Source organism: Lysobacter sp. N42 (assembly GCF_004344885.1).
This window is the reverse complement of the sequence record NZ_SKFB01000027.1, coordinates 1-24,752: the sequence shown is the minus strand read 5'-3', so window position 1 is coordinate 24,752 and position 24,752 is coordinate 1. Positions and strand designations below refer to the sequence as shown.

Genomic DNA, 24,752 nt, shown 5'->3' with positions numbered 1-24,752 from the left:
CATGCCCCATGGGCACGCGCTGCCGGCGGCGGAGAAACCTTCGCCGCATGCCCAGGGCACGCCGTCCCACGCCGGGCACGCAGCCGCGCAGGAGCAGGGCGCGCACGCCGGCCACGCCATGCACGGCACGCCAGCGTCCGGCGCCGCGGCCCCTGGGCAGGGCACGTCCGTCGATCTGCCCGCCGATGCCGCCCCGCGTACGCCGGTTCCCGCCCTCACCGCCGCAGACCGCGCCGCCGCGTTCCCCGCGGTGCGGCATGGGCACGCCTCGCACGACCGCAGCCTGCATGCCTACTGGCTGGCCGACCGCCTGGAATGGCGGGACGACGGCTCGGGCCCGGCCTGGGAGGGCCTGGCATGGATCGGCGGCGACCTCGACCGCCTCTGGCTGCGCAGCGAAGGCGAGGCGGGCGACGACGGGATCGAACATGGCGAAGTGGAGGTCTTCTACGGCCGCAGCCTGACGCCCTGGTGGGACCTGCTCGCCGGCCTGCGCCACGACATCGGCGAAGGCCCGTCGCGCACCTGGCTCGCGCTGGGCGTCCAGGGCCTTGCGCCCTACAAGTTCGAGGTCGACGCCACGCTCTACCTCGGCCGCGGTGGCCGCAGCGCGGCGGTGCTCGAGGCCGAGTACGACACGCTGCTCACCGGCCGGCTCGTGCTGCAGTGGCAGGCGGCCGCGAGCCTGCATGGCCGCGATGACGCCGCGGCCGGCATCGGGTCCGGGCTGTCGACCGTCGAGGCCGGCGCGCGCCTGCGTTACGAGATCACGCGACGTTTCGCGCCCTACGTGGGCGTGCAGTTCGAGCGCGCCTTCGGCGACACCGCGCAGCTGCGGCGCGCGCACGGCGAAGCGGACTCGGGCCGGCGCGTGGTGGCCGGCGTCCGCTTCTGGTTCTGAGCGCGCCACGCCCGTCCTGCCGGCCAGGCACTGCCGGCAAGGCGGCCGCGGCGCATACTGCCCGCCCGGTGCCGGGCCTGTTGTCCCGCACCGCGGCGCGCGCGTTTCCTATCGAGGTGAAGCCATGAACCGTTACCACTGGATACTCGCCCTCGCCGGCATGGCGACCAGCGTCGGCGCCTGCGCCAGGACGCCGGAGCCGCCGCGTCCGGTTGCCGCCGCCAGCCGCGCCGCGCCGCAGCCCGCTTCCGCGGCGACATCCCCGCTCGCGCCGGCCGCGGTGCCCGCCGCCGCTGCGGCCACGCCGCTGCCGAAGGTGCTCGTGCACCGCAGCCCGTCCTGCGGCTGTTGCGGTGGCTGGGTGGAGCACATGCGCCGGCACGGCTTCGAGGTCGAGGTGAACATGACCGACGACCTGGAGCCGATCAAGAAGCGCCTCGGCGTGCCGCTCGGCAAGGGCTCCTGCCATACCGCGGAGGTCGGCGGGCTCGTGGTCGAGGGACATGTGCCCGCCGGCGACATCCGGCGCCTTCTCGCGATGCGCGACGGCTCGCGCGGACTGGTGCTGCCGGGCATGCCCCTGGGCTCGCCGGGCATGGAGTCGCCTGATGGCAGCGTCCAGCGCTATACGGTGGAGAAGGTCGGTGCCGACGGCCGCACCACGCCTTTCGCCACGCACGGCGACTGAGTCCGGCGCGCGCCGATGAAGGGTTCAGGCGCGGCCCCGGGCGGCCGCGCGCGGGCTGGCCGTTCTTCACGCGGTCTGTCACCCTCCGGCTCCAGCGTTGCGCGCTCGCGCCCGCCCTCCAGTCCAGGCCTGCCCGCATGCTGATCTACGACCGACGCCGCTGCCGACCTCCCGCGGACCACGAGATGCGTCGCCGCCTGTCCATCGCGCAGCGCGCACGCCTGGGTGAGCTCGAGCGCGAGGGCTGGCGGTTGCTGTTCGTGCGTGGCGAACACGCGGTCGCCTTCGTCGCACACGAGCAGCGCGGCTACGGCATGCTCCCCCGCGAGGGTCGCCTGCTGGCGGTGCGGTCGCTGCCGGTGCGCACGGAGGATGCATCGGCGTCCTCGGGCGTGGACGAGCCGGCACCGGCCCACGCGGCCGGCGCCTGAACGGCCGCCAGCGGCCTTCGCTCCGCCTCCACGGCCGCTGCGGATCCTTGCCCGCGACGACCGCTCCGGCGTCCCCATCATCCAGAGGATCCAACCCATGAGCATGCAGAAGGTGCTGTTCGCCCTCGCCATCGCGCTGAGCCTCGGCGCCTGCAACCGCGACCAGGCCTCCGACTCCGCACGCGAGGCCGCCGAGGCCGCGGGCGAGGCGCAGGAAGCCGCCAGCAACGCCGCCGCCACGGGCGATGCGGCCGCTGCCGACACCGCTCAGGCTGCGGCCGACGCTGCCTCCGCCGCCGCCGATGCCGCCGCCACTGCGGCTGCCGCCACGCCGGCGGGCCAGGGCGAGACCGGCCGCGACGACCTCGCCGATGCCGCCGAGCAGGCCGCCGATGCGGCCGAGCAGGCGCAGGAGTCGGCCGAGGAGGCCAATGCCGCGGCCGACGGCAAGAACAACACGAACGGCCAGTAAGCCGCTCGCGTGTCGACGAAGCCGCCGGCCCGCGCCGGCGGCTTTTTCGTGTGCGCTCGCCGGCGGGCGCAGGCATGCGCCGGCGCGATTTCGCCCCGCGCCAGCAACCACGCGAGGGGCGGTACGGTCCGCCCGTGCCTCGGTGCGCGCTGCGCGATCCTCGCGAAGGCAGGGCATGAGGCGAGTCCCGCAGCCGCGGATGGGCACGGATTCGCAGGGATGACGGCCTCTGCCGGATGCAACCCGGTGACCCGCCGCGTTCGACGCCGTCCGCACGCCATGCGGCCGTCAACGATGGCGACCGTGCACGCGCCGAGGCGGCCGCGCGCGGGCTCGGCTATCGTGTCGGCCGACCACGAGGAACCCGCATGGCCCGTTTCCTGCGCGCTCTGCTGGCCACCGCGCTGCTGTTCGCGGCGCAGTGCGCCCTTGCCGCGCCCCTCACCGTCTTCGCCGCGGCCAGCCTCAAGGAATCGCTGGACGAGGCCGCACGCGCCTACCGGCGCGAGACGGGAACGCCGGTGCGCGTCTCGTGTGCCGCGAGCTCGGCGCTCGCGCGCCAGCTCGCGCAGGGTGCGCCGGCCGACGTCGTGCTGCTTGCCGATCGCGACTGGATGGATCATCTGGGCGAACGCGGCCTGCTGCGCGGCCGCACGCGCCATGACCTGCTCGGCAATGCGCTGGTGCTCATCGCCCCGCGCGATGCGCGGCCGGCGCGCCTGAGCCTCGCGCAGCCGTCCACGGTGCTGGCCGCGCTGGGCGACGGGCGCCTTGCGCTCGCGCTCACCGCCAGCGTGCCCGCGGGCCGCTACGCGCGGGCCGCGCTCGCCTCGCACGGGCTGTGGGCCCCGCTTCGGCCGCGCGTGGTCGAGGCCGAGAACGTCCGCGCGGCGCTGCTGCTGGTGGCGCGCGGCGAGGCGCGCATGGGCGTGGTCTACCGCACCGATGCGCTGGCCGAGCCGCGCGTGCGGGTGCTGGCCACGTTTCCCGGGCGCAGCCATCCGCCCATCGTGTACCCGGTGGCGGTGGTGGCCGCCAGCCGGCATCCGCGCGCGGAGGCATTTGCGCAGTGGCTGCGCACGCCGCCGGCGCGCGCGATCTTCCGGCGCCACGGTTTCGTGGCGCCGCGCTGAGCGATGCTGACGGTCGAGGAGCAGGCGGTCGTCCTGCTGAGCCTGAAGGTGGCCGTGGTGGCGGTGGCCGCGAGCCTGCCGCTGGCCGTCGCGGCGGGCTGGCTGCTCGCACGTCGGCGCTTTCCGGGGCGGCTCGTGCTGGATGCGTTGATCCACCTGCCGCTGGTGCTGCCGCCGGTGGTCACCGGCTATGCATTGCTGGAACTGTTCGGCCACAACGGCGCGATCGGCCGTGCGCTGATGGATGCGACCGGCTTCGGCTTCGCCTTCCGCTGGACCGGTGCCGCACTGGCCAGCGCGGTGATGGGCTTTCCGCTGATGGTGCGCGCGATCCGGCTGGCCATCGAGGCCGTCGACCCGCGCCTGGAGAATGCCGCCGCCACGCTGGGCGCGCCGCCTGTACGGGTGTTCTTCGGGCTCACGCTGCGGCTGGCCTGGCCCGGCGTGGTCGCCGGGGCCGTGCTGGGCTTCGCCAAGGCGCTGGGCGAGTTCGGCGCCACCATCACGTTCGTCTCCAGCATCCCCGGCGAAACGCAGACGCTGGCCTCCGCGATCTACGGCCTCCTGCAGGTGCCGGGCGGGGAGGGCGGCGTGCTGCGCCTGTGCCTGGTCGCGGTCGTGCTGTCCTTCGTCGCGCTGCTGGCCTCCGAATGGCTGCTGCAGCGCCAGCGCGCCGAGCGTGCCACGTGAGCGCGCCGGTGTTCGACATCGACCTGCAGCTGCGCCGCGGCACGTTCGCCTGCCGCCTGGCGCTGCGCAGCCCGGCGCGCGTGGTCGCGCTGACGGGGCCTTCGGGCAGCGGCAAGTCCTCCGTGCTGCACGCGATCGCCGGGCTGCTGCGCCCCCTCGATGGCCGCATCGCCATCGCCGGACGCGTGCTGTTCGACCATGCCGCGTGCATCGACCTGCCCGCGCACCGCCGCCGCATCGGCTACGTGTTCCAGGATGCGCGCCTGTTCCCGCACCTGGACGTGCGCGGCAACCTCGGTTACGCCATGCCGCGCGATGCAGGCGGGTTCGGCTTCGACGACGTGGTCGACCTGCTCGGCCTCGGCGGCCTGCTCGCGCGCCGCACCGCCGGCCTCTCGGGCGGCGAGGCGCAGCGCGTCGCGCTCGGCCGCGCGCTGCTTTCGCAGCCGCAGGCGCTGCTGCTCGACGAGCCGTTGTCCATGCTCGACCTCGACCGCCGCGACGAACTGCTGGCCTGGCTGGTGCGCGTGCGCGATGCCGTCGCGCTGCCGATGGTCTACGTCAGCCACCTGCCCGACGAGGTCGCGCGCATCGCGGACGAGGTCTACCGCCTGCCGGCGCTGCAGGACCGGCCCGCGCGGCAGGGCGGTTCGTGAGCCCGCGCGTACCCGCAGCGCCGCGGCCCGCGCCATCGACCGCCACGCGGTGCGGGCCGGCCGCCGGCTTGCACATCCCTCGCCCCGAAGCCGACCATTGGCGACCGCCCGCCTCCCTCCACCGTCGAAAGGACTCCCGTCCATGACCGAATGCAGCACCCGCGACCTCTACGCCCAGTTGTCGCGCAAGTACGAAGGCGACGAGCGCATTTCCCTCGAGCTCGTGGACTCGGCCGACCCGGCCATCAACGTGACCATGCACGAATACGGCGACATGCAGATCGTGGTGGCCGCCTCGGGCTCGCAGATCTTCGTGTCCACGATCCTGGTGGACGCCGCGCAGGTGAACGACCGCGCCGGCTTCAACGACGCCTGCATGCGCATCAACCCGATCAACCCGCTGTCGAACCTCGGCCTGACGCAGATCGACGGGCGTGATACCTACATCGTCTTCGGCGAGCTCTCGGCCTCGTCCTGTGCCGACGACGTCGACGAGGAACTGCAGGCGCTCGCGGTCAACACGATCGACGCCGCCGAATCGCTCAAGTCCTACTTCACCGGAGCCTGATCGCCATGGGCATGCTCAGCAAGCTGTTCACCCTGTTCCGCGGCGTCTCGCACGAGGCCGGACAGGCCGTCGTCGACAAGAACGCGATCACCATCCTCGACCAGGAGATCCGCGACACCAGCACGCAGCTGAACCAGTCGCGGCAGGAACTGGCCAAGCTGATGGCGCAGGGCAAGCTCTCCGAGCAGAAGATGCAGGCGCGCCAGCAGAAGATCGCCGAGTACACGCGCTACATCGAAGGCGCGCTGGCCAAGGGCGACGAAGCGTTGGCGCGCGAAGTCGCCGGCAAGCTCGCGCCGCTGGAAACCGAGCAGCAGGCCGACCAGGCCGCCAAGGCGCACCTGGACCGGTCGATCGCCACGCTCAAGGCCACGATCCACAAGGCCGAGGCGCAGGTGAAGGCGCTGCGCACGCAGGTCGACACGGTCAAGGCCACCGCCTCGGTGCAGAAGGCGCAGATGGCGATCGCCTCGCGCACGGCGGGCGCCACCGGCGGCATGAGCAATGCGCTCGAATCGCTGGAGCGCATCAAGCAGCGCCAGGCGGAGACGGCCGCGCGGCTGGAGGCCTCCGAGGAGCTCGATGCCAGCACCGGCGACAGCGAACTCAACCGCAAGCTCGCCGCCGCCGGGCTGCTGGAGGACAGCTCCAGCGCCGATGCCGTGCTGGCGCGCTTCAAGCGCCCGGCGCAGCTCGGCCACGAGGTGCCGACGATCCATGCCACGCTCTCGCCCGAGCGGGAGCAGGCCGGCGTACCCGGCAGCGGCAGCGCGACCTGAGGCGGCGCGGCGCGCATGTGGGTCCTGGGGCGCCTGGGCCGGGCACTGGGCCGGCACATCCGGCGCGTGAGCTGGCTGGCGGTGGTGCTGGCGCTCCTCGCGCACATGCTGCTGACCTGGGCGCTGCTCGCGATCGCCGGCGAGGAAAAGCTGATCCCGGCGAACGCGTTCCCGTACTACTACATGACCACGGCCACCACGATCGGCTACGGCGACCTCTCGCCGCAGACCACGCCCGGTCGCATGGTGGTGGCTTTCCTGCTGATGCCGGGCGCGGTGGCGTTCTTCGCCGCCGTGCTCACCAAGACCAGCGTGGGGCTGGCGAGCTACTGGCGCCGCCACCGGGAGGGACGCATGAGCTATGAGGGGATGGAAGGCCATACCGTGCTGGTGGGCTGGCGCGGGGCCGAGTCCGACCGGCTGGTCGACCTGCTGCTGGCCGACACGGCCACCGACGACGAGGGGCTGGTGGTGGTCGCCGAGGAGCTGAAGGAGAACCACCGGCCCGAGCAGATGCGCTTCGTCGCCATCGGCACCTATGCCGACGTGCCGGCGCTGCGCCGCGCGGGGATCGCCCGCGCGCGCCGGGTCATCGTCAATCCGCCCACTGACGACCAGACGCTGGCGGCGGTGCTGGCGGTGATGGCGCACCGGCCCTCGGCGCACGTGGTGGCGCATTTCGAATGCGGGTCGGCACTGGAACTGGTCAGGAGCCACTACCCGCAGGTCGAATGCACGCGGCCCATGTCGGCCGAGGTCATCGCGCGCGCGGCGCAGGACCCGGGCAGTTCCACGCTCACCCAGGACCTGCTCTCGGCCGGCGACGGGCAGACGCAGTTCAGCCTCGTGGTGCCCGAGGGCGTGGCGTCCACGGTGCAGCAGGTGGCCGCCTGCCTGAAGGGCCATGGCGGCATGTTCCTCGGCCTGCGCGAGGGAGGCGGCGCGCTGCGCCTGAACCCGGGCGATGCCGAGCGCGTGCAGGCCGGCGCGGTCGCGTACTACCTGGCGGCGCGCCGGATCGACGCCTCCGTGCTGCGCTGCCTGGCGGGGGTACCGGCATGAGCTGGTTCGACCGCATGCTGGGGCGCGGAGGCCGCCAGCCACCTCCGGTGCCCCCGGCGACCGGCGACGTGCGCCATGCCTTGCCGCTCGGCATCCGCATCGGCGGGCGCATCCAGTTCGACCGCACGATGTACCAGGTGGCGCCCGGCGCGATGAGCGCGGAACTGCCGGCCGGGCACCAGGGCGTGGCGTGCTACGGCCACATCGACCTGGGCGACGGCTACGCGATGCACCGCTTCTACCTGGAGGACGATGCCTACCTGCAGGTGATGACCTGCGGCGAGCTGATCGAATCGATCAAGGCCTTCGTCTTCCACGACACGGTCAACCCGCCGACCAAGGCCCACTTCCAGCAGTTCGTCACCTCGCATCCGCACCTGGGCGCGCAGGAGATCGACTACGCCGGCCGCCGCTGGCAGCGCGTCACCAGCCCCGAGGGCGGCGCGCGGATCCCGCCGATGGCCTTCGACGAGGTGCTCTACCGCGGCACGCCGCCCCGGCGCGACGACGACCTGACGCACTACGCCATGGTCTACGGGCGGCAGGTGGAGGAACTGGCGCGCGAGGAGTTCCTGCTGGTCACCGGCGAGGACTCGGGCCCCAACGACTTCTGCGTGACCTACGCCATCGGCCTGGACCTGACCGAGGCCGACCTCGACATCACCTGAAAGACTCCACCGCCGCACGGGTCGCGCGGCACACGCCTTTCCTTTCCAACAAGGACGCATGCATGAACGCTGTCATCACCGCACAGAGCTTCACCGCCTTCCTCGCCTACTTCGGCGCGGGGCTGGGCATCCTCATCATCGCCGTGATCCTGGTGGCGCTCATCACGCCGCACCGCGACTTCACCCTGATCCGCCAGGGCAACGTCGCGGCGTCGACGGCGTTCGGCGGCACGCTGATCGGCCTCGCGCTGCCCCTGCATGCGGCGATCACGCATTCGGTGAGCCTGGCCGACGCCGCCATCTGGGGCGCGGTCGCCGCCGTCGTGCAGATCCTCGCCTACCTGCTGGCGCGCGCGGTGGTCGGCGGGATCTCGCGGCAGATCACCGACAACGTCAGCGCGGCCGGCATCTTCGCGGCCAGCACGTCGATCGCGGTGGGCCTGATCAACGCGGCCGCGATGACGCCGTGAGCCGCAGGACGGCCCGCAAGACGAGTGCGCGGCTGCACCGGCCCGACCTGGGCGGCCTGCGTGCGCCGCACGAGCAGCTGGCGGGCCGGCTGCTCTGGGGCGGGGTGATCGCAGGCGGCCTGGTCTGGCTGGCCTGGCCCGCGGAGGAAACCGGCGCCGTGCTGCTCAGCCGCGGCGACTGCGCGACCATCGGCAAGGTCAGCCAGGCCGAATGCGAGGCCGGCTACGACCAGGCCGTTGCCGACCACCAGCGCCTGGCGCCGCGTTTCGACAGCCTGGCCCAGTGCCAGGAGCAGTTCGGCGCCTGCTACGCCGACCCGGCCAATGCGCTCTACTGGATCCCGCCCTTCGGCGGCGTCCTGCTCGGCTATCGCCAGCGCGACGACGATGCAGGCGGCGGGCAGGGCGGCGGCTACCGGTACACCGGCACCTTGCCGCTCTACCGCGAGCGCGGCGGCGACTTCCTCAACCCGCGCGGCGACTACGTCGGCTCCCGCGTCGGCCGCGTCACCGGCAAGGCCGGCTCGACCGCTCCGCCGGCGCGCGCGATCACCATCTCCCGCTCCGGCTTCGGCTCCAGCGCGGGCGCGCGCAGCTCGTTCGGCGGCTGATCCCCCTTTCGCAAGGACATGCCCATGAAGCGTTCCTCCAAGCTCCATCTCGCGCTGATGGCCTCGCTGCCGGCCGCGCTGTCGGGCTGCGACAACCCGGCCATCACCGGCGAGCAGAACCCGGACTGGCAGTCGGCCCAGGTCGCGCAGGCGGCGGTGGACTGCTCCACCGCCGAGCTCATGCAGACCGATGCCTGCCGGGCCCAGCTCGAACAGCTGCTGGCCACGTCGGCCCGTTACGGCTCGCAGCAGGACTGCGAGCAGGCCAACGGCGAGTGCGCGCGGATCGACGACAACGGCCAGTCGGCCTGGATCGGCCCGGTCACCGGCTTCGTCGGCGGCTACCTGCTGGCCGAGGCGCTCGACGAGGTGGGCGACGCCTTCGAGCGCAAGCGCCGGTACGGCGGCGGCTATCGCGGCGGCTACCGCTCCGGCGGCACCTACCCGGCGACCACGGGCCGCGGCTCGTACCCGGCAACGACCGCGCCGCCGCCGCCGACCCGCGCGATCACGCAGTCGCGCTCCGGCTTCGGCTCGACGGCCTCGGCGCGCAGCTCCTTCGGCGGCTGACCGGGCTGCATCCCGCTCCGCCTGGAGCCCACCGCAACAGGGCGGCCACCACCGCCCGCAGGCCGTGCATGAAGCGCACCGCGATCCCCGAACGCCCCGACTGGAAGGCCCAGGCCGAGCAGCTGGGCTTTCGCTTCCACACCATCGACGGCGAGCGCTACTGGGACGAGCGCGCCTACTACGCCTTCACCCTGCGCCAGGTGGAGGACGACATCGAGCAGGCGACGCGGCAGGTCCACGACATGGCCATGCACCTCGTCGACGAGGCCGTGAACTCCGAGCAGCTGCTCGAGCGGCTCGCCATCCCGCCCGCGTACTGGGACTGGATCCGCGACTCGTGGAAGAGCGGCCAGCCGCACGTCTACGGGCGCATGGACCTGGCCTACGACGGAACCGGCCCCGCCAAGCTCTACGAACTCAACTACGACACGCCGACCGCGCTCTACGAGGCCGCGTACTTCCAGTGGCTCTGGCTGGAGCAGCAGATCGCATCCGGCGGCCTGCCCGGCGGCGCGGACCAGTACAACCGCATCCAGGAAGCGCTGTGCGAGGCCTTCGCGCACCTGGCGCGCGAAAAGCGCATCGGCAGCGGCATCCACTTCTCCGCGGTGAAGGGCTCGGAGGAGGACCGCGCGACGGTCTCCTACCTGCGCGACTGCGCCCACCAGGTCGGCATCCGCACCGACTACGTGGCCATCGAGGACATCGGCATCAGCGCGGAGGGCTGGTTCACCGACGAGCGCGACAATGTCATCCAGACGCTCTTCAAGCTCTACCCATTGGAGTTCATGATGGTCGAGCGCTTCGGGCCGGACCTGGTGCGCGGCACCATGCAGCTCCTCGAGCCTCCGTGGAAGGCGGTGCTGTCGAACAAGGCCGTGCTGCCCCTGCTGTGGGAACGCCATGCCGGCCACCCGAACCTGCTGCCGGCCTACTTCGAGGGCGAGGGGCATGCGCTGCGCGAGGGCTGGGTCCGCAAGCCGCTGTTCTCGCGCGAGGGCGCCAACATCGAACTCGTCACCCCGGCCGGCGAGCGCCTCAGCTCGCCCGGCCCGTACGACGACTGCGCGGCGATCCTGCAGGCCTACCACCCGCTGCCGGAGTTCGACGGCGGCTACCCGCTGATCGGCAGCTGGGTGGTCGCCGACGAACCGGTGGGCATGGGCCTGCGCGAGGACGATGGCCTGATCACCCGCAACACCTCGCGCTTCGTGCCCCACGCGATCATCGGCTGACCGGGCGCCCGGCGTGGAGGCCGTGTCGGCCCCATGACCTCCGGGCCTCCCGGCCGGGCGCCGCGGCCGCTACGCTCGGCGCTTCCGACCGGAACGAGGAAGTCCGAATGCGTCGTCTCATCCTGCCCGCGCTGCTCGGCGGGCTGCTCTCGCTGACCGCGCAGGCCGCGGAACCTGATCGCTGGCAGGTGCCGGTGGCGGTGAAGAAGCTCGACAACGGCCTCACCGTCGTCGTCTCCGAGGACCGCAGCTCGCCCACCGTGGGCGTGAGCGTGGTCTACCACGTGGGCATGCGGCTGGAGCCGCGCAACCGCACGGGCTTTGCGCACCTGTTCGAGCACCTGATGTTCGAGGGCACGCCGAACGCGAAGGAAGGCGTGTTCGACCAGGTGATCACCGGCGGCGGCGGCCGCAACAACGGCTCCACGCGGCCGGACTTCACCAACTACATCGAGGTCGCCCCGGTCACGGCGCTCGAGCCCATCCTGTGGCTCGAGGCCGACCGCATGAAGACGCTCGACTTCAATCCCGCCACGCTCAAGAACCAGCAGGACGTGGTCAAGGAAGAGATCCGCGTCAACGTGAAGAATCAGCCGTATGGCGGCTTCATGTGGATCGACATCGGCCAGCACGCCTTCCAGAAGTGGGAGAACAACCACGACGGCTACGGCAGCTTCGAGGACCTCGAAGGCGCCAGCCTCGAGGACGTCGCCGCCTTCCATCGCGACTACTACGGCCCCAACAACGCGGTGCTCGGCATCGCCGGCGACATCTCGCCGGAGGAAGGCTTCAAGCTGGCCGAGAAGTACTTCGCCTCCATCCCCGCGCGCCCCACGCCCAAGGCGCCGGATTTCCGCGAAGGCCTGAACACGCAGGAAAAGCGCATCCAGCAGACCGATGCGCTGGCGCAGGTGCCGGCGATCGCGGCGGCGTGGAAGATGCCGGACCGTGGCAGCAAGGACCAGGCGGCCATGGCGGTGCTCGGCGACGTGCTCGCCGGTGGCGACGCCTCGCGCTTCTATCAGGGTCTGGTCAAGGGCCGCGAGCTCGCGCTCAACGTCGAATCGCTCTACGGCCTGACCAGCCCGTGGGAATACGACGGCCCGACGCTGTTCACCGTCTTCGCGCTGTACAAGCCGAACACGAATGCCGATGCCGTGCTCGCCGCGCTGGACGAGGAGATCGCGAAGGTCGCCAATGAAGGCGTGACCGAAGCGGAGCTTTCGCGCGTCAAGACGCGCATGCTGGCCGACTGGTACAACGGCCTGGAAGCCTTCATCAACCGCGCCGACACGCTGGCCAAGCTGCAGACGCTGTGGGGCGATGCGAACGTGGTCAACGAGATCCCCAAGTGGATCGAGGGCGTGACCAGCGCCGACCTGCAGCGCGTGGCCAGGACGTACCTCACGCGCCCCAACCGCACCGCGATCGACCGCGTGCCCGCCGCCATGGCCAAGGCCGCGCCGGCCGCCACCGCGCCGAAGCAGTAAGGAGACGACGATGAAGAAGATCAGCGTTCTCGCATTCGCCGTCGCCACGCTGCTGGCCGGCTCCGCGATCGCAGGTCCCAAGGCCGAGCTGCCGAAAGACCTGCCGCCGTTCGCGCCGGACCGCCCGCTGCCGGTGCCGAAGATCGAGAAGAAGACGCTCGCCAACGGGCTGGAGGTCTGGGTGGTGCCGCGCGACGGCCTGCCGCGCGTGGACGCGGTGCTGGCCGTGCGCGGTGCCGGCCTGACCGCCGACGCTCCGGATGCCTCGGGCTTCGCCGGCCTGCTCGCCGGGCTGCTCAGCGAAGGCACGCAGAAGCGCAGCTCGCGCGAGATCGCCGAGACCGCGCAGGGCCTCGGCGGCTCGGTGGGCGCCGGGGCGAGTGCCGACGGCATCAGCGTCTACGGCAACGCGCTGGCCTCGCGCGCCTCGGACATGCTCGCGCTGCTGGCCGAGATCGCGCGCATGCCCAGCTTCCCGGAGAACGAGGTGCGGCTGGCGCAGGCCAATGCCGCGCAGGGCCTGAAGGCGCAGGAGGCGCAGCCGGGCTTCAAGGCCGAGCGTGCGCTGTCGCAGGCGATCTTCGGCGAGCATCCCTATGCGCGTACCACGCTGTCGGAAGGGGGCATCGCCGCCCTCACGCCGGCCGCGCTCAAGGCCGCGCATGCGGCGCGCTTCCGTCCGGACCGTTCGCTGCTGGTGGTGACCGGGCGCATCGCGCCGGCCGAGGCCTTCCGCGCCGTTGAAGCCGCCTTCGGCGACTGGCGCGCCAGCGGCGCATCGCTGGGCGAGACCGCGCCTGCGCCCCGCAGCGCCGCGCCGAAGTTCGTGCTGATCGACCGCCCGGGCAGCGTGCAGTCGGCGATCCGCCTGGGCCGCCCGGCCGTGCCGGCGACCGATGCGGACTACATCCCGCTGCAGCTGGCCGGCACCGTGCTCGGCGGCTCCTTCAGCTCGCGCCTGATGCAGAACCTGCGCGAGGACAAGGGCTACACCTACGGCGCGCGCGGCGGGCTCAGCGCCATGCGCGCGGGCGGGCGCGTGACGGCATCGGCCGACGTGCGCAACGAGGTGACGGGCGCGGCGCTGAAGGAGTTCGTCGCCGAGTTCGCGCGCATGGGCAGCGAACCGGTGCCGGCGAAGGAGCTCGACGACACCAAGCGCTACGTCGCCGGCGGCTACCTCATCAACAACCAGATGCAGGGCGCGGTGGCGGCCACGCTGGCCTCGAACTGGCTGGCGGGCCTGCCGGCGGAGTTCCTCGGCCAGTACGTGCCGAAGATCCGCGCGGTGCAGGCCGCGCAGGTGCAGGCGATGGGCGCGAAGTACTTCGACCCGAAGGCGATGTCCATCGTCGTCGTCGGCGACCCGAAGGCGGTGGCCGAGCAGCTGAAGGCGTTCGGCACGTTCGAGCAGCGCGACCGCTGACCGCAGGCGGCACGCGTGCACGAAGGGCGACGGGCGATCCGTCGCCCTTCGCGTTTTCGGCGCGGCGGCGCCCGGCTGAACGCCGGCACGACCGCCGTCCCGCGCATGGACCGGACCGTAGCGCAGGTCGCCATCGCGCGCGCCGCACCCGGCCCGATCTCGGGGGAAAGGAGGTTTCCATGTCCCGTGCCCCCGTGCTGTTCGTCTCCCATGGCTCGCCCATGTTCGCCGTCGAGCCCGGCCGCCTCGGCCCGCTGCTGGCGGCCGTCGGCCCGCGCTTTTCCGCTGCCCGCGCGGTGCTGGTGGTCTCGCCGCACTGGCGCAGCGCGGGCTTCGAGATCACCGCGGCGCCCGCGCCGGCGACGATCCACGACTTCGGCGGCTTTCCCGACGCGCTCTACCGGCTGTCCTACGACGCCCCCGGTGCACCGGACATCGCCGACGAGGTGGCCGTGCACCTGCGCGCCGCCGGTCTGGAGGCCCGCCCGAACCCGCGGCAGGGCCGCGACCACGGCGCCTGGGTGCCGATGCGCCATCTGTTGCCGGAGGCGTCCACGCCCGTTCTGCAGCTGTCGATGCCGCACGCGCTCGACCCCGCCGGCGCGCATGCGCTGGGCCGCGCGCTCGCGCCGCTGCGTGGGGCGGGCATCGCGCTCGTCGGCTCCGGCAGCCTCACCCACAACCTCTTCGAGTTCCGCCGCACGCCCGCCGATGCCGGCTACGCGCAGGCCTTCGCCGACTGGGCACGCGAGGCCGTGCTCTCGCGCGACGACGCGGCGCTGGTGGACTACCTCGCGCGCGCGCCGCATGCCCGGCGCGCGCATCCCACCGACGAGCATTACCTGCCACTGCTGGTCGCCGCCGGTGCGGCGCGCCCCGACGACGTGCCCACGCATCTGGAAGGCGGCATGACGCATGGCGTGCTCTCGATGGATTCGTACCTCTGGGACGCCACGGCCGCCGACACGCCGCGTTGACCCTGCGCGGTGCAGACTGCATGGCCCGTCCACCGCGAGGAGACCGGCCATGCCGCATCACGACCATGCCGCCATGCGCGACTGCATCGACGCCTGCACGCGCTGTCACGCCGTGTGCGTGGAGACGATCCGCTACTGCCTGGAACAGGGCGGCGCCCATGCCGACCCCGCGCATCTGTCGCTGATGCAGACCTGTGCCGACATCTGCCGCACCAGCGCCGACGCGATGCTGCGCGGCGACGCGGCGCACGTGCACACCTGCCGTGCCTGCGCCGAGGTCTGCCGCCTGTGCGCGGACGCCTGCGCGGACATGGCCGAGGATGCGCGCATGCGCGAATGCGCCGAAGCCTGCCGCCGCTGCGCGGAAAGCTGCGCGCGCATGGCCGCCTGAACATCGCGCAGGTCCGTATGATCGCGGCTCCATCCCCGGAAAGAGCCTGCGCGTGAGCCTGCTGGACTGCATCGAGAAGGAAACCGGCGCGAACCCGCGCTGGAGCGTGATCTGGCTGCACGGCCTGGGCGCGGACGGCCACGACTTCGCGCCGCTCGTGCCCGAACTGGTGCGCCGCGACTGGCCGGCGATCCGCTTCGTTTTCCCGCATGCCCCCGTGCAGCCGGTGACCATCAATGGCGGCATGCGCATGCGCTCCTGGTACGACATCGTCAGCTTCGACCTGGCCGGGCGCGCCGATTCCAGGGGCGTGGACGAATCGGTGGCGCGCGTGGAGGCGCTGATCGCGCGCGAGGTCGAGCGTGGCACGCCGGCCTCGCGCATCGTGCTGGCCGGCTTCTCGCAGGGCGGTGCGGTGACCCTGGCGGCCGGGCTGCGCCGCGCCGAGCCGCTGGCCGGCCTGGTCGCGCTGTCGACCTACCTCCCGCTGGGGACGGAGGCACTGGCGCGGTTGGGCGAAACCCCGGAGCCCGCGCGCCGCCAGCCCGTGTTCCTCGCGCATGGCCGCCAGGATCCCGTCGTTCCCTTCTCCGCGGGCCAGGACGCCGCGCAGCGCCTGCGCGCCCTGGGCATGGAGGTGGACTGGCGCGAGTACCCGATGGCCCACCAGGTCTGCCTGGAGGAGATCGACGACCTGCGCCGCTGGTTCCAGGCGCGCCTGGCGCCCCATTCAGGCTGATCCCCTTACGCCGGCCCCGGCTGCGGCTAATATCGGCCCCGGGGGGTATCGGCGGAGGGGAACGTGGATACGCTGAAGGTCGTGATCGCCGACGACGAGCCGCTGGCCCGCGACCGGCTGCGGGTGCTCGTCGAAGAACAGGGGGGAACGCGCGTCGTCGCCGTCGCCGCTGACGGCGAGCAGGCGCTGCGTGCCTGTGCCGAACACCATCCGGACGTGGTGCTGCTGGACATCTCGATGCCCGGCATGGACGGGCTGGAAACCGCGCGCCATCTGGCGGCCACCGAGCCGCGGCCGGCCGTCATCTTCTGCACGGCGTTCGATGCGCATGCACTGTCGGCCTTCGAGGCCGAGGCCATCGACTACCTGGTCAAGCCCGTGCGCCCCGAGCGCCTGGCCGCCGCGCTCGAGCGCGTGCGCCGGCTGGCCGCCGTGCGCACGAACGGTGCCGGCCGCTCCAGGCGCACGCACCTGTGCGCGCGCCTGCGCGGCTCGCTGCGGCTGATCCCCATCGACGACATCCACTACCTGCAGGCCGAGGAGAAGTACGTCGTCGTCCACCATGCCCGCGGCGAGGACCTCATCGAGGAATCTTTGAAGTCGCTGGAGGAGGAATTCGGCGACCGCTTCGTGCGCATCCACCGCAACTGCCTGGTGGCGCGCCACGAGCTCATCGAGCTCAAGCGCAGCCCCGACGGCCACGTCCAGGCGGTCCTGCGCCATGGCCGGCAGCCGCTGGAGGTCAGCCGACGCTGCGTTTCGTCGCTCAAGGAGCGGCTGGCGCATCTGTGATTTGGGATTCGGGATTCGGGATTCGGAGCCTGGGATTCGGACTTGATGGTGGCGGTGGCGTCCGCCGCGGATGAAAAGCCCGGCGTGCGCGGGCCGCTAGAATTGCCGCAGGCCTTCACGAACGCGCGCAGTGTCGAATCCCGAATCCCGAGTCCCGGCTCCCGGCCTCCTCCGCATCGCCACCCGCAAGAGCCCGCTTGCGCTCTGGCAGAGCGAACACGTGGCCGACCGCCTGCGCCGCGCGCATCCGGGGCTGGTGGTCGAGCTGGTGCCCATGAGCACGCGCGGCGACGAGGTGCTCGATCGTTCGCTCGCGGCCATCGGCGGCAAGGGGCTGTTCCTGAAGGAGCTGGAGCTCGCGATGCTGCGCGGGGAAGCCGACTGCGCGGTGCATTCGCTCAAGGACGTGCCCATGGAGCTCGAGCCCGGCTTTGCGATGCCGGCGATCCTGGCGCGGGCCGACCATGCCGACGCGTTCGTCAGCAATCGCTACGACAGCCTGGATGCGCTGCCCGAGGGCGCCGTCGTCGGTACGTCATCGCTGCGCCGGCAGGCACAGCTGCGTGCGCGCCGCCCGGACCTCGTGCTGCGCGACCTGCGCGGCAACGTGAACACGCGCCTGGCCCGGCTGGATGCCGGCGACTACGACGCGATCGTGCTGGCCTGTGCCGGCCTGCAGCGCCTGGGCCTGGACGGTCGCATCCGCGCACGTCTGGACGCGCCGGCCTGGCTGCCGGCGCCGGCGCAGGGTGCGATCGCGGTGGAATGCCGCGACAGGGATGCGGCGACGATCGCGCTGTTCGCTCCGCTGGACGATGCCGACACCCGCCTGCGCGTGACGGCCGAGCGCGCGATGAACCGTGCCCTGCACGGCAGTTGCCATGTGCCGGTGGCGGCCTTCGCCATGCTCGACGGCGCGCGCCTGCACCTGCAGGGGCTGGTCGGCTCCGCGCACGACGGGCGCGCGGTGCGCGCCGAGGCGACGTGCGGCCGCGAGATGCCGGAGCAGCTTGGCGAGCAGGTCGCGCGCGAGCTGCTCGCCCAAGGCGCCGGGGAGATCATCGCCGGCTCGTCGGAGCCGGACACGGGGCCGTTCCGCTCCTGAAGCCGCGCACCGCCCCGCGCGCGCGCGCAGGGCGCCACCGGCGCGCTTCTCAGTAGTACAGCGAGACCAGGTGCCGCGCCTGGGCGAAGAACAGCCAGCGCTCGACGAACGCGCCCGCCAGCGCCGACAGCGAGGCGACGGCCAGAGGCCACGTGGCCTCCACGTGCGGCAGCGCGAGCGACAGCGCGCACAGCGCGGGCACCAGCGCGAACAGCACGAGCGCGATGCGACGCAGCCGGTCGGCATGGCGCCGCGCGAGCACGAAGACCATTTCGCGCGTGACGAAATTGCCTTCCGTATGCGGACGCTCGAACACGCCGACCGTGCGGCCCGGCAGCCCCACCGCGTCGCCGCGCTGCACCGGCAGGGGCTCGCGCAGGTCGCGCCAGTAGCGGTGCTTGAGCAGTGCCAGCGCCAGTGCGCCCGCCAGCAGCGGCAGGGCGCCGACGTGCGGCGTGGCGGCGAGCGCCGCGTGCAGGAAGGCCGTGGCCAGCCCGCCCGTGAACAGCGCGAACAGCAGGTAGCCGGGGACCACCAGGCGATGCCGCCACGCCGGGATCGGCGGCAGCGAGGCATAGATCATCGCCGTGCAGCCCACGGTCGCCAGCGCGAGCAGCGCGAGCGCGACCGCGGCCACCCGCCCGCCCGGCCCGAGCACCGCCGGCGTGCCCGCTGCATCGCCCGACACCATGCCCGGCAGCAGGGCCGCGCCCAGCGCCAGGGCCGGCACGTAGGTCGCCACCGCCGCCACGCCCTCGCGTGAGAGCCAGGACGTGCGCCACTGCGAGAACGCGCGCCAGGCCCGCGCCGGCTTGCCGAGGTGGCCGAGCGAGCTGAGCAGGCCGGCCGTGGCGCAGACGATGCCCAGCGCCACGCCGGCAAGCAGTGGGCGGGGCGATGCGCCGGCGAGGGCGCCGATCGCGGCCCAGAACATCAGGCCGTAACCCATGCCGGAGGCGACGGTGAAGAAGATGACGGACAGGGCGGGATGCATCGGCGGCTAGCGTCGGCTGGTGCAGGTGACACAAGGAAGCGACAGGGCCCCGCGCGGCATGCGCATGCGGCCGCGCCTGCATCCGGCGCGCGCCAGGCGCGCCCGGTGCGCGGACCGGTCAAGCACGCCGCGTCCCATGCTCATCGCCCCAGCACGCGGTCGAGCCAGCGCAGCACCGGCGGCAGGGCCTGCGCGTCGAGCGGCTCCTCGACGCTTGCGGCGGAGGCGTCGCCCGCGCGGCGCGGACGCGGCGGCAGGTATTTGTTGGTCGGCCTGTAGCCGAGCTCGGGCATCAGGTCCACGCCGCCGCGCGCGGCGACGAGCTGCGAGACCTTCGACCCGGGATCGGCCAGGTCGCCGAAGTGCCGTGCGCGCGTCGGGCAGGCCTGCACGCAGGCCGGCTGGCGCTCGGCCTCGGCGAGGTTCTCGTTGTAGATGCGGTCGATGCACAGCGTGCACTTCTTCATGACGCCCTCGACCGGGCTGTATTCGCGCGCGCCGTAGGGGCAGGCCCAGGAGCAGAGCTTGCAGCCGATGCACTTGGACTCGTCGACCAGCACGATGCCGTCCTCGGCGCGCTTGTAGCTCGCGCCCGTGGGGCAGACGGTGACGCAGGCCGGCTGCTCGCAGTGCAGGCACGAGCGCGGGAAGTGCAGCGTCATGGCCGGATGCGTGACGACCGCCTCGCCCGACGTGCCGCAGCCGCCCGGTGCGGGGCGCCCGGGTTGGGCGACTTCATTGCCTGCTTCGCCTCCAGGTGGTGTCGTGGCGGCGGATGCGCGCAACACGTCGGCCGATGACATCGCCACGGCGTTCGCGTCGGCGCCCGCGTCGTCCACGAGCACCGCCGCGATCTCGTAGCTGTGCACGCGGTTGAACCACACGCCCGTCGGCGCCTTGCCGTAGGGCTGCTCGTCGGGCAGCGGCGCGGCGAAGCCGCCGGCGTTCCACTCCTTGCAGGCCACCGCGCAGGCATGGCAGCCCACGCAGGTGTCGAGGTCGATCACCAGCCCGAGCTTCTTCGGGGTGGGCGGCGGCAGCGCGGTCATTTGCGGCGCGCGCCCTTCACCAGCCACAGGCCGACGAGGAAGATCGCGAAGGGCAGCAGCAGACTCGGCGCGGCGGCGGCGAGCAGGCTGGGCATGTCGTCGGCCTCCGCGATGGAGCCGAAGGGCTCGATCAGGCCGTAGCCCAGCAGCAGGATCAGCAGGAAGCCGGCGGCGATCAGCGCATAGCCGGCGAGAAGGCGAGGGCTCATGCCTGGCGTTCCGTCTTGAAGTCCGCGCCGTAGCGCAGGGGGCCTTCGACACGCTCGCCGGGCGGCAGCGGCGCGAAGGCGGGTTGCACGGCATCGCGCGCGTCGGCGCGGCGGATGCGCACGCGCAGGTCGAACCACGCCGCCTGCCCGGTGACGGGATCGGCATTGGCGTAGTCGCCGCGCGGCGTGAGGTCGGAGATCAGGTGGTTCATCAGGAAGCCCTTCGTGCCTTCGGGGGCGTCCTTGCGCAGGGCCCACGCGCCACGGCGCTTGCCGATCGCGTTCCAGGTCCAGACCGTGTCGGGCTGCACGTTGGCCGCGAGCTTGGCTTGCACGGTGATCGCGCCGTGGTGGGATTCCACCACCACCCAGTCCTCGTCGGCGATGCCGTGACGCGCGGCGGTGTCCGGATGCAGGTACAGCCAGTTGCGCGTGGCGATCTGCCTCAGCCAGGCGTTCTGCGCATGCCAGGCGTGGTACATGAACATCGGCCGCTGGGTGATGGCCGACAGCGGGAAGTCGTCGTCGCGCGCGCCCATCCGGGTTGGATCCGGCTCCTCATGCGCGCGGATGCGGGCATCCATGGGCGGTGCTTCGCTGCCGATGGGCCGCGAAGTCCGTGGATCCGCGCTTTCGCGGGGATGACGGGACGGAGCATGGCCTGCCCCGTGCATGGACCGCACCTGCGAATGCTCGAAGGGCTCGTACCAGATCGGCAGCGGATCGAAGTAGGTCGCCACGCGCTCGCGGTGCTCCGGCGGCGGCACCTGCGCGCCATGGCCCTGCGCGGCGAGGCGGAACTTCTGCAGCGTTTCCGAATACAGCTGCAGCACGATGGGCTGCGGGCTGGCGAGAAAGCCCATCTTCTGCGCCCAGTCGAGATAGCCGCGGTTGGCCATCTTGCAGTAGCGCGCGTGCGCCGGGATCTCGCTGCGCCAGAAATTGCCGTTCTCGATGTAGCGCTGCAGCTGCTCGGGATTGGGGGCGCCCTTGGCTTCCAGTGTGCCGTCCGCGCCGCGCCAGCCGGCCAGCAGGCCGACGCCCGGCGCGCGTTCGTGGCGGACGATGTAGTCGGCGTAATCGCGGTAGGCGGGGGAGCCGTCCTCGTTCGCCATGCCCGGCAGGCCCAGCCGCGCGCCCAGCTCCAGCAGCACGCTCTGGAAGCCGCGCACGTCGCGCGGGCGGCCCTCGGCATCGGGCTGGGTGGCGGGGTCGAACAACGGGTGGCGGATCGCGTCGGCGGCGCCGTCGGCGTCGGAGATCGGGCGGTCGAGCAGGCTGATGGCGTCGAATCGCTCGAGGTAGGTGGTGTCGGGAAAGACGAGGTCGGCGTAGGCCACCATCTCCGAGGTGAACGCGTCGGCATAGATGACGTGCGGGATGCGGTAGCGGCCCTCCGCGTCCTTGTCGGTGAGCCAGCCGATGGTCTCGGCGGTGTTCATGGCCGAATTCCAGCTCATGTTCGCCATGAACATCATCAGCGTGTCGATCCGGTAGGGATCGCCCTTCCAGGCATTGCGGATGACCGTGTGCATCATCCCGTGCGCGGCGAGCGGGTAGCTCCAGGAGAAGGCGTGGTCGATGCGGCGCGGCCGGCCTTCGGCATCGACCACCAGGTCCTCGGGGCCGTGCACGAAGCCCAGTGGTGGCGCGTCGAGCGCGCCATTGGCCTGGCGCGCGCGTCCCGGGCGGTTGGGCGGCGGGATCGGCTTGGGGAAGGGCGGCTGGTAGCGGAAGGAGCCCGGCGTGTCGACCGCGCCCAGAAGCAGCTGCAGTACGTGCAGCGCACGGCAGGTGTGGAAGCCGTTGGAATGCGCGGAAATCCCGCGCATGGCGTGCATCGCGACGGGGCGGCCCACCATCTCGGCATGCTCGCGCCCCCAGGCGTCCGTCCATTTCACCGGCAGGCGCAGGGCATGGTCGAAGGCGTTCTCGGCCAGCTCGCGCGCGATGCGGCGGATGGTGTCGGCGGGGATGCCGCAGCGTTCGCTCACCGCGTCGGGCGAATACTGCGGATCGAGATAGCGCTCGGCGACCAGGTGGAAGGCCGGTCGGGCGATGCGGCCGTCGGGGAGGGTGTATTCGCCGACGATGGCGGGATGGATGCCGATGGCGTCCGCGCGGCTCAAGCGCGCCTGCGGGCGCGGCGGGGGCTCGGCGGTCGACGAGGCCGCGGCGTGCTCCGTCGCCCCGCCGGCGGCTCCTCTCCCGGTGGGCGATGGGTGCACGGCGCAGAGCGGGTTGCCGGCCTCGTCGCGCGCGAACAGGCCGTCGTCCGCCGCCCCCGGATCATGGATCACCAGCCAGTGCGCATTGGTGTAGCGCACCAGGTAGTCCAGGTCGATGCGGTCGGTGCGCAGCAGCTCGTGGATCAGCGCGAAGGCGAACAGCCCGTCGGTGCCGGGGCGGATGCCGATCCACTCGTCGGCGATCGCCCCGTAGCCGGTGCGCACCGGGTTCACCGAGACGATCTTCGCCCCGCGCGCCTTGAGCTGGCCCAGGCCCAGCTTGATCGGATTGGAGTCGTGGTCCTCGGCCACGCCCCACAGCATCAGGTAGCGCGTGTGCTCCCAGTCCGGCTCGCCGAATTCCCAGAAGCTGCCGCCCAGCGTGTAGAGCCCGCCGGCGGCCATATTGACCGAGCAGAAACCGCCATGCGCCGCGTAGTTCACCGTGCCGAACTGCTGCGCCCACCAGCCGGTGAGCGCCTGGCTCTGGTCGCGGCCGGTGAAGAAGGCCAGCTCGTCCGGATTGCGCTCGCGGATGGGGGCGAGCCAGGAGGTGGCGATGTCCAGCGCCTCGTCCCACTCGATCTCGCGGAACTCGCCCTTGCCGCGTTCGCCCGTGCGCAGCAGCGGCTTGGACAGCCGTGCCGGTGAGTAGTGCTGCATGATCCCGGCCGACCCCTTGGCGCAGAGCACGCCGCGGTTGACCGGGTGCTCGGGATTGCCCTGGATGTAGCGGATCCGGCCGTCCTGCAGCCAGACCTTGATTCCGCAGCGGCAGGCGCACATGTAGCAGGTCGTGGTGCGCGCCTCGTCGCCCGGGGTCGGGGAGGTGTCGATGACCGGTTCGTGGGGCGCGCGCATCGCGCCATTGTGCCCGAGCCCACCGGCCGGCCCGCGCCGCGCAGCCCCGCCATCGTTCACGGATCCCCCCAGCGGCCGCGGCGACACTGCCGGCAGGCCCGTTCCCGCCCGGCCCTAGCGGCTGGCGCGAGGGCGGTGCCATGCTTGCGCAGGACCGGCCCTCCGACTTCCCGAGCCCGAATGGAACGCATCGAACGCATCCACGCGCTGCACCGCATCCTCACCGCCTCGCGCTATCCGGTCACGGTCCAGCGCCTGCAGGAGGAGCTGCAGTGCTCGCGGGCGACGGTCTACCGCGACCTCGCCTACCTGCGCGACTACCTGATGGCCCCGGTGGTCGGCAACGGCGAAGCCGGCTTCCGCTACGACCACCGCGACGGCAACCGCTTCGAGCTACCGGGCCTGTGGCTGTCGTCGGAGGAACTGTATTCGCTGATGGCCGCGCAGCAGTTGCTGATCCGCTCCGGCGGCGGCGTGCTATCCAATGCCCTGGCCCCGCTGCAGCAGCGCATCGAGAAGCTGCTGGGCGAGCACGTGGGCGGCCGGCGCGTGCCGGTCGAGCGCATCCGCGTCATTCCCCACCGGCGCCGCCGGCTCGACGAGGCCAGCTTCCGCAACGTCGCCACGGCGGTGCTCGACCGCAAGGCGCTGGTCTTCGACTACCGCGCCCGCTCCACCGACGAGAAGACGCGCCGCACGGTGTCCCCGCAGCGCCTCACCCATTACCGCGAGAACTGGTACCTCGACGCCTGGGACCACGAGCGCGAGGCGCTGCGCAGCTTCTCGGTGGACCGCATCGTCAACGCCCGCGTGCAGGACCAGGCCGCGCGCGATGTCCCCGACGAGGAGCTCGACCGCCAGCTCTCGTCCAGCTACGGGATCTTCAGCGGCGCGCCGCGCGGCTGGGCGACCATCCTGTTCTCACCCAAGGCCGCGCGCTGGGTGGCCGACGAGCACTGGCATTCGCAGCAGCAGGGGCGCTTCCTGCCCGACGGGCGCTACGAGCTCAAGGTGCCCTACAGCAACGAGCGCGAGCTGCTCATGGACGTCATGCACTACGGGGCGGACGCCGAGATCGTCGAGCCGGCCGCGCTGCGCAGCCAGGCCATCGCGCACCTGCAGCTGGCCCTGGGCAGCTACGACAAGTAGGCGGGGCGGCGGCCCGTGCGGTCCCGGCGGGAGGCGTCATGCCGGCGCCGGGCGCGTCCACGCGCGGCATTGCGCCCGGTCGCAACCTCTGCGACCGCGGCTGGCGAAGGTGGCCTCCCACCCCTCCAGGCCCGCCGCCATGAACCACGAAGCCCGCTCCCTGCTCGACGAGATCCTCTGCGCCGCGCTCGTGGCCGGGCTGCTGCTGGTAATGCTGGTGCCCGGCGCCCGCGCCAGCGTGGCCATCGGCTGGCTGCCCCTGTGGCTGGTGGGCATGCCTGCGGTCGCCTGGTGGGCCTTGCGGGGCTTTCCGCTGCCGCAGGGGGCGCAGGCCGCAGCGGCCGCACCCGCTCGCGCGGCGGCTGCACGCCGCGTGGCGCCGTCGCAGGCCGAGGCGCTGGCGCTGCT

Annotated in this window: 27 protein-coding genes and 1 pseudogene; 24 read left to right on the top strand and 4 right to left on the bottom strand. The window is 72.4% G+C overall.

Annotation, left to right across the window (positions count from 1 at the left end; all coding sequences use genetic code 11):
- Position 1 precedes the first annotated feature (1 nt).
- The 22 genes from EYQ95_RS20405 to hemC all read left to right on the top strand — a co-directional run bounded on the left by EYQ95_RS20405 (position 2) and on the right by hemC (position 17,854).
- A complete protein-coding gene (locus EYQ95_RS20405; protein ID WP_132329934.1) occupies positions 2-901 on the top strand; it encodes a copper resistance protein B in 900 nt (299 codons plus the stop codon).
- Between the two features lie 124 nt (positions 902-1,025).
- Positions 1,026-1,589, top strand: a complete 564-nt coding sequence (locus tag EYQ95_RS20400) for a DUF411 domain-containing protein (protein ID WP_243700010.1) — start codon at positions 1,026-1,028, stop codon at positions 1,587-1,589.
- Between the two features lie 137 nt (positions 1,590-1,726).
- Complete coding sequence (locus tag EYQ95_RS20395) at positions 1,727-2,020, top strand: hypothetical protein (protein WP_132329932.1); 294 nt, start codon at positions 1,727-1,729, stop codon at positions 2,018-2,020.
- Between the two features lie 97 nt (positions 2,021-2,117).
- Complete coding sequence (locus EYQ95_RS20390; protein ID WP_132329930.1) at positions 2,118-2,492, top strand: hypothetical protein; 375 nt, start codon at positions 2,118-2,120, stop codon at positions 2,490-2,492.
- A gap of 368 nt (positions 2,493-2,860) precedes the next feature.
- A complete protein-coding gene (gene modA, locus EYQ95_RS20385; RefSeq protein WP_132329928.1) occupies positions 2,861-3,625 on the top strand; it encodes a molybdate ABC transporter substrate-binding protein in 765 nt (254 codons plus the stop codon).
- Between the two features lie 3 nt (positions 3,626-3,628).
- Entirely contained in the window at positions 3,629-4,315 is a 687-nt protein-coding gene (gene modB / locus EYQ95_RS20380) for a molybdate ABC transporter permease subunit (RefSeq protein ID WP_132329926.1), read from the top strand.
- Between the two features lie 8 nt (positions 4,316-4,323).
- Entirely contained in the window at positions 4,324-4,971 is a 648-nt protein-coding gene (locus tag EYQ95_RS20375; protein ID WP_132329924.1) for an ATP-binding cassette domain-containing protein, read from the top strand.
- A 142-nt stretch (positions 4,972-5,113) separates the two neighbouring features.
- Positions 5,114-5,539 (top strand): YjfI family protein, encoded by a 426-nt coding sequence (locus EYQ95_RS20370; protein ID WP_132329921.1) that lies wholly within the window; start codon positions 5,114-5,116, stop codon positions 5,537-5,539.
- A 5-nt stretch (positions 5,540-5,544) separates the two neighbouring features.
- Positions 5,545-6,318 carry a PspA/IM30 family protein gene (locus tag EYQ95_RS20365; RefSeq protein WP_132329919.1) on the top strand — a complete coding sequence of 258 codons (774 nt, stop codon included), beginning with the start codon at positions 5,545-5,547 and terminating at the stop codon, positions 6,316-6,318.
- Positions 6,319-6,333: 15 nt separating this feature from the next.
- Positions 6,334-7,380, top strand: coding sequence for a potassium channel family protein (locus EYQ95_RS20360; protein WP_132329917.1), 1,047 nt, complete (start codon positions 6,334-6,336; stop codon positions 7,378-7,380).
- Positions 7,377-8,048, top strand: coding sequence for a YjfK family protein (locus tag EYQ95_RS20355; protein WP_132329915.1), 672 nt, complete (start codon positions 7,377-7,379; stop codon positions 8,046-8,048). The genes EYQ95_RS20360 and EYQ95_RS20355 overlap by 4 nt, the downstream gene beginning before the upstream one ends.
- Before the next feature lie 62 nt (positions 8,049-8,110).
- Positions 8,111-8,518 (top strand): DUF350 domain-containing protein, encoded by a 408-nt coding sequence (locus tag EYQ95_RS20350; protein WP_132329913.1) that lies wholly within the window; start codon positions 8,111-8,113, stop codon positions 8,516-8,518.
- The gene (locus tag EYQ95_RS20345; protein WP_132329911.1) at positions 8,515-9,129 is read left to right on the top strand and encodes a DUF1190 domain-containing protein; all 615 of its coding nucleotides are present in this window, start codon (positions 8,515-8,517) and stop codon (positions 9,127-9,129) included. Before EYQ95_RS20350 ends, EYQ95_RS20345 begins: the two co-directional genes overlap by 4 nt.
- A gap of 24 nt (positions 9,130-9,153) precedes the next feature.
- Positions 9,154-9,699: a DUF1190 domain-containing protein gene (locus tag EYQ95_RS20340; RefSeq protein WP_165924802.1), complete on the top strand. Its 546-nt coding sequence runs from the start codon at positions 9,154-9,156 to the stop codon at positions 9,697-9,699.
- A gap of 68 nt (positions 9,700-9,767) precedes the next feature.
- Entirely contained in the window at positions 9,768-10,934 is a 1,167-nt protein-coding gene (locus EYQ95_RS20335; protein ID WP_132329907.1) for a glutathionylspermidine synthase family protein, read from the top strand.
- Between the two features lie 107 nt (positions 10,935-11,041).
- Complete coding sequence (locus tag EYQ95_RS20330) at positions 11,042-12,424, top strand: pitrilysin family protein (protein WP_132329905.1); 1,383 nt, start codon at positions 11,042-11,044, stop codon at positions 12,422-12,424.
- Between the two features lie 10 nt (positions 12,425-12,434).
- Positions 12,435-13,850: a pitrilysin family protein gene (locus EYQ95_RS20325; RefSeq protein WP_132329903.1), complete on the top strand. Its 1,416-nt coding sequence runs from the start codon at positions 12,435-12,437 to the stop codon at positions 13,848-13,850.
- Between the two features lie 179 nt (positions 13,851-14,029).
- Complete coding sequence (locus EYQ95_RS20320) at positions 14,030-14,827, top strand: dioxygenase (RefSeq protein ID WP_132329901.1); 798 nt, start codon at positions 14,030-14,032, stop codon at positions 14,825-14,827.
- 49 nt (positions 14,828-14,876) lie between these two features.
- A complete protein-coding gene (locus EYQ95_RS20315) occupies positions 14,877-15,218 on the top strand; it encodes a four-helix bundle copper-binding protein (RefSeq protein WP_243700008.1) in 342 nt (113 codons plus the stop codon).
- A gap of 58 nt (positions 15,219-15,276) precedes the next feature.
- Positions 15,277-15,957 (top strand): alpha/beta hydrolase, encoded by a 681-nt coding sequence (locus EYQ95_RS20310; protein WP_243700012.1) that lies wholly within the window; start codon positions 15,277-15,279, stop codon positions 15,955-15,957.
- Between the two features lie 72 nt (positions 15,958-16,029).
- Positions 16,030-16,749 (top strand): LytTR family DNA-binding domain-containing protein, encoded by a 720-nt coding sequence (locus EYQ95_RS20305; RefSeq protein ID WP_132329965.1) that lies wholly within the window; start codon positions 16,030-16,032, stop codon positions 16,747-16,749.
- Positions 16,750-16,879: 130 nt separating this feature from the next.
- Entirely contained in the window at positions 16,880-17,854 is a 975-nt protein-coding gene (gene hemC / locus EYQ95_RS20300; RefSeq protein ID WP_132329897.1) for a hydroxymethylbilane synthase, read from the top strand.
- Between the two features lie 49 nt (positions 17,855-17,903).
- Here hemC and EYQ95_RS20295 read toward each other — a convergent pair whose 3' ends face one another.
- The 4 genes from EYQ95_RS20295 to EYQ95_RS20280 form a co-directional block, all read right to left on the bottom strand.
- On the bottom strand, positions 17,904-18,848 hold the full coding sequence (locus EYQ95_RS20295) for a DmsC/YnfH family molybdoenzyme membrane anchor subunit (protein WP_132329895.1): 945 nt from the start codon (positions 18,846-18,848) through the stop codon (positions 17,904-17,906).
- A 140-nt stretch (positions 18,849-18,988) separates the two neighbouring features.
- Complete coding sequence (locus EYQ95_RS20290) at positions 18,989-19,897, bottom strand: 4Fe-4S dicluster domain-containing protein (protein WP_132329893.1); 909 nt, start codon at positions 19,895-19,897, stop codon at positions 18,989-18,991.
- Positions 19,894-20,106, bottom strand: a complete 213-nt coding sequence (locus EYQ95_RS20285; RefSeq protein ID WP_132329891.1) for a hypothetical protein — start codon at positions 20,104-20,106, stop codon at positions 19,894-19,896. Before EYQ95_RS20285 ends, EYQ95_RS20290 begins: the two co-directional genes overlap by 4 nt.
- Entirely contained in the window at positions 20,103-23,255 is a 3,153-nt protein-coding gene (locus EYQ95_RS20280) for a molybdopterin oxidoreductase family protein (protein WP_207916559.1), read from the bottom strand. The genes EYQ95_RS20285 and EYQ95_RS20280 overlap by 4 nt, the downstream gene beginning before the upstream one ends.
- A gap of 120 nt (positions 23,256-23,375) precedes the next feature.
- Between EYQ95_RS20280 and EYQ95_RS20275 the strand changes: the two genes are divergently transcribed.
- Complete coding sequence (locus tag EYQ95_RS20275; RefSeq protein ID WP_132329887.1) at positions 23,376-24,344, top strand: YafY family protein; 969 nt, start codon at positions 23,376-23,378, stop codon at positions 24,342-24,344.
- Positions 24,345-24,483: 139 nt separating this feature from the next.
- A pseudogene (locus EYQ95_RS20270) lies at positions 24,484-24,752 on the top strand (hypothetical protein); the annotation flags it as partial.

Excerpts from the sequence above, each read along its gene's own strand:
- EYQ95_RS20365 (WP_132329919.1), top strand. The coding sequence starts at position 5,545 with ATGGGCATGCTCAGCAAGCTGTTCACCCTGTTCCGCGGCGTCTCGCAC.
- EYQ95_RS20360 (WP_132329917.1), top strand. The coding sequence starts at position 6,334 with ATGTGGGTCCTGGGGCGCCTGGGCCGGGCACTGGGCCGGCACATCCGG.
- EYQ95_RS20290 (WP_132329893.1), bottom strand. The coding sequence starts at position 19,897 with ATGACCGCGCTGCCGCCGCCCACCCCGAAGAAGCTCGGGCTGGTGATC.
- EYQ95_RS20350 (WP_132329913.1), top strand. The coding sequence starts at position 8,111 with ATGAACGCTGTCATCACCGCACAGAGCTTCACCGCCTTCCTCGCCTAC.
- EYQ95_RS20315 (WP_243700008.1), top strand. The coding sequence starts at position 14,877 with ATGCCGCATCACGACCATGCCGCCATGCGCGACTGCATCGACGCCTGC.
- EYQ95_RS20320 (WP_132329901.1), top strand. The coding sequence starts at position 14,030 with ATGTCCCGTGCCCCCGTGCTGTTCGTCTCCCATGGCTCGCCCATGTTC.
- EYQ95_RS20285 (WP_132329891.1), bottom strand. The coding sequence starts at position 20,106 with ATGAGCCCTCGCCTTCTCGCCGGCTATGCGCTGATCGCCGCCGGCTTC.
- EYQ95_RS20325 (WP_132329903.1), top strand. The coding sequence starts at position 12,435 with ATGAAGAAGATCAGCGTTCTCGCATTCGCCGTCGCCACGCTGCTGGCC.
- EYQ95_RS20400 (WP_243700010.1), top strand. The coding sequence starts at position 1,026 with ATGAACCGTTACCACTGGATACTCGCCCTCGCCGGCATGGCGACCAGC.
- EYQ95_RS20355 (WP_132329915.1), top strand. The coding sequence starts at position 7,377 with ATGAGCTGGTTCGACCGCATGCTGGGGCGCGGAGGCCGCCAGCCACCT.
- modA (WP_132329928.1), top strand. The coding sequence starts at position 2,861 with ATGGCCCGTTTCCTGCGCGCTCTGCTGGCCACCGCGCTGCTGTTCGCG.
- EYQ95_RS20340 (WP_165924802.1), top strand. The coding sequence starts at position 9,154 with ATGAAGCGTTCCTCCAAGCTCCATCTCGCGCTGATGGCCTCGCTGCCG.
- EYQ95_RS20295 (WP_132329895.1), bottom strand. The coding sequence starts at position 18,848 with ATGCATCCCGCCCTGTCCGTCATCTTCTTCACCGTCGCCTCCGGCATG.
- EYQ95_RS20330 (WP_132329905.1), top strand. The coding sequence starts at position 11,042 with ATGCGTCGTCTCATCCTGCCCGCGCTGCTCGGCGGGCTGCTCTCGCTG.
- modB (WP_132329926.1), top strand. The coding sequence starts at position 3,629 with ATGCTGACGGTCGAGGAGCAGGCGGTCGTCCTGCTGAGCCTGAAGGTG.
- EYQ95_RS20405 (WP_132329934.1), top strand. The coding sequence starts at position 2 with ATGCCCCATGGGCACGCGCTGCCGGCGGCGGAGAAACCTTCGCCGCAT.
- EYQ95_RS20370 (WP_132329921.1), top strand. The coding sequence starts at position 5,114 with ATGACCGAATGCAGCACCCGCGACCTCTACGCCCAGTTGTCGCGCAAG.
- EYQ95_RS20335 (WP_132329907.1), top strand. The coding sequence starts at position 9,768 with ATGAAGCGCACCGCGATCCCCGAACGCCCCGACTGGAAGGCCCAGGCC.
- EYQ95_RS20395 (WP_132329932.1), top strand. The coding sequence starts at position 1,727 with ATGCTGATCTACGACCGACGCCGCTGCCGACCTCCCGCGGACCACGAG.
- EYQ95_RS20390 (WP_132329930.1), top strand. The coding sequence starts at position 2,118 with ATGAGCATGCAGAAGGTGCTGTTCGCCCTCGCCATCGCGCTGAGCCTC.
- EYQ95_RS20275 (WP_132329887.1), top strand. The coding sequence starts at position 23,376 with ATGGAACGCATCGAACGCATCCACGCGCTGCACCGCATCCTCACCGCC.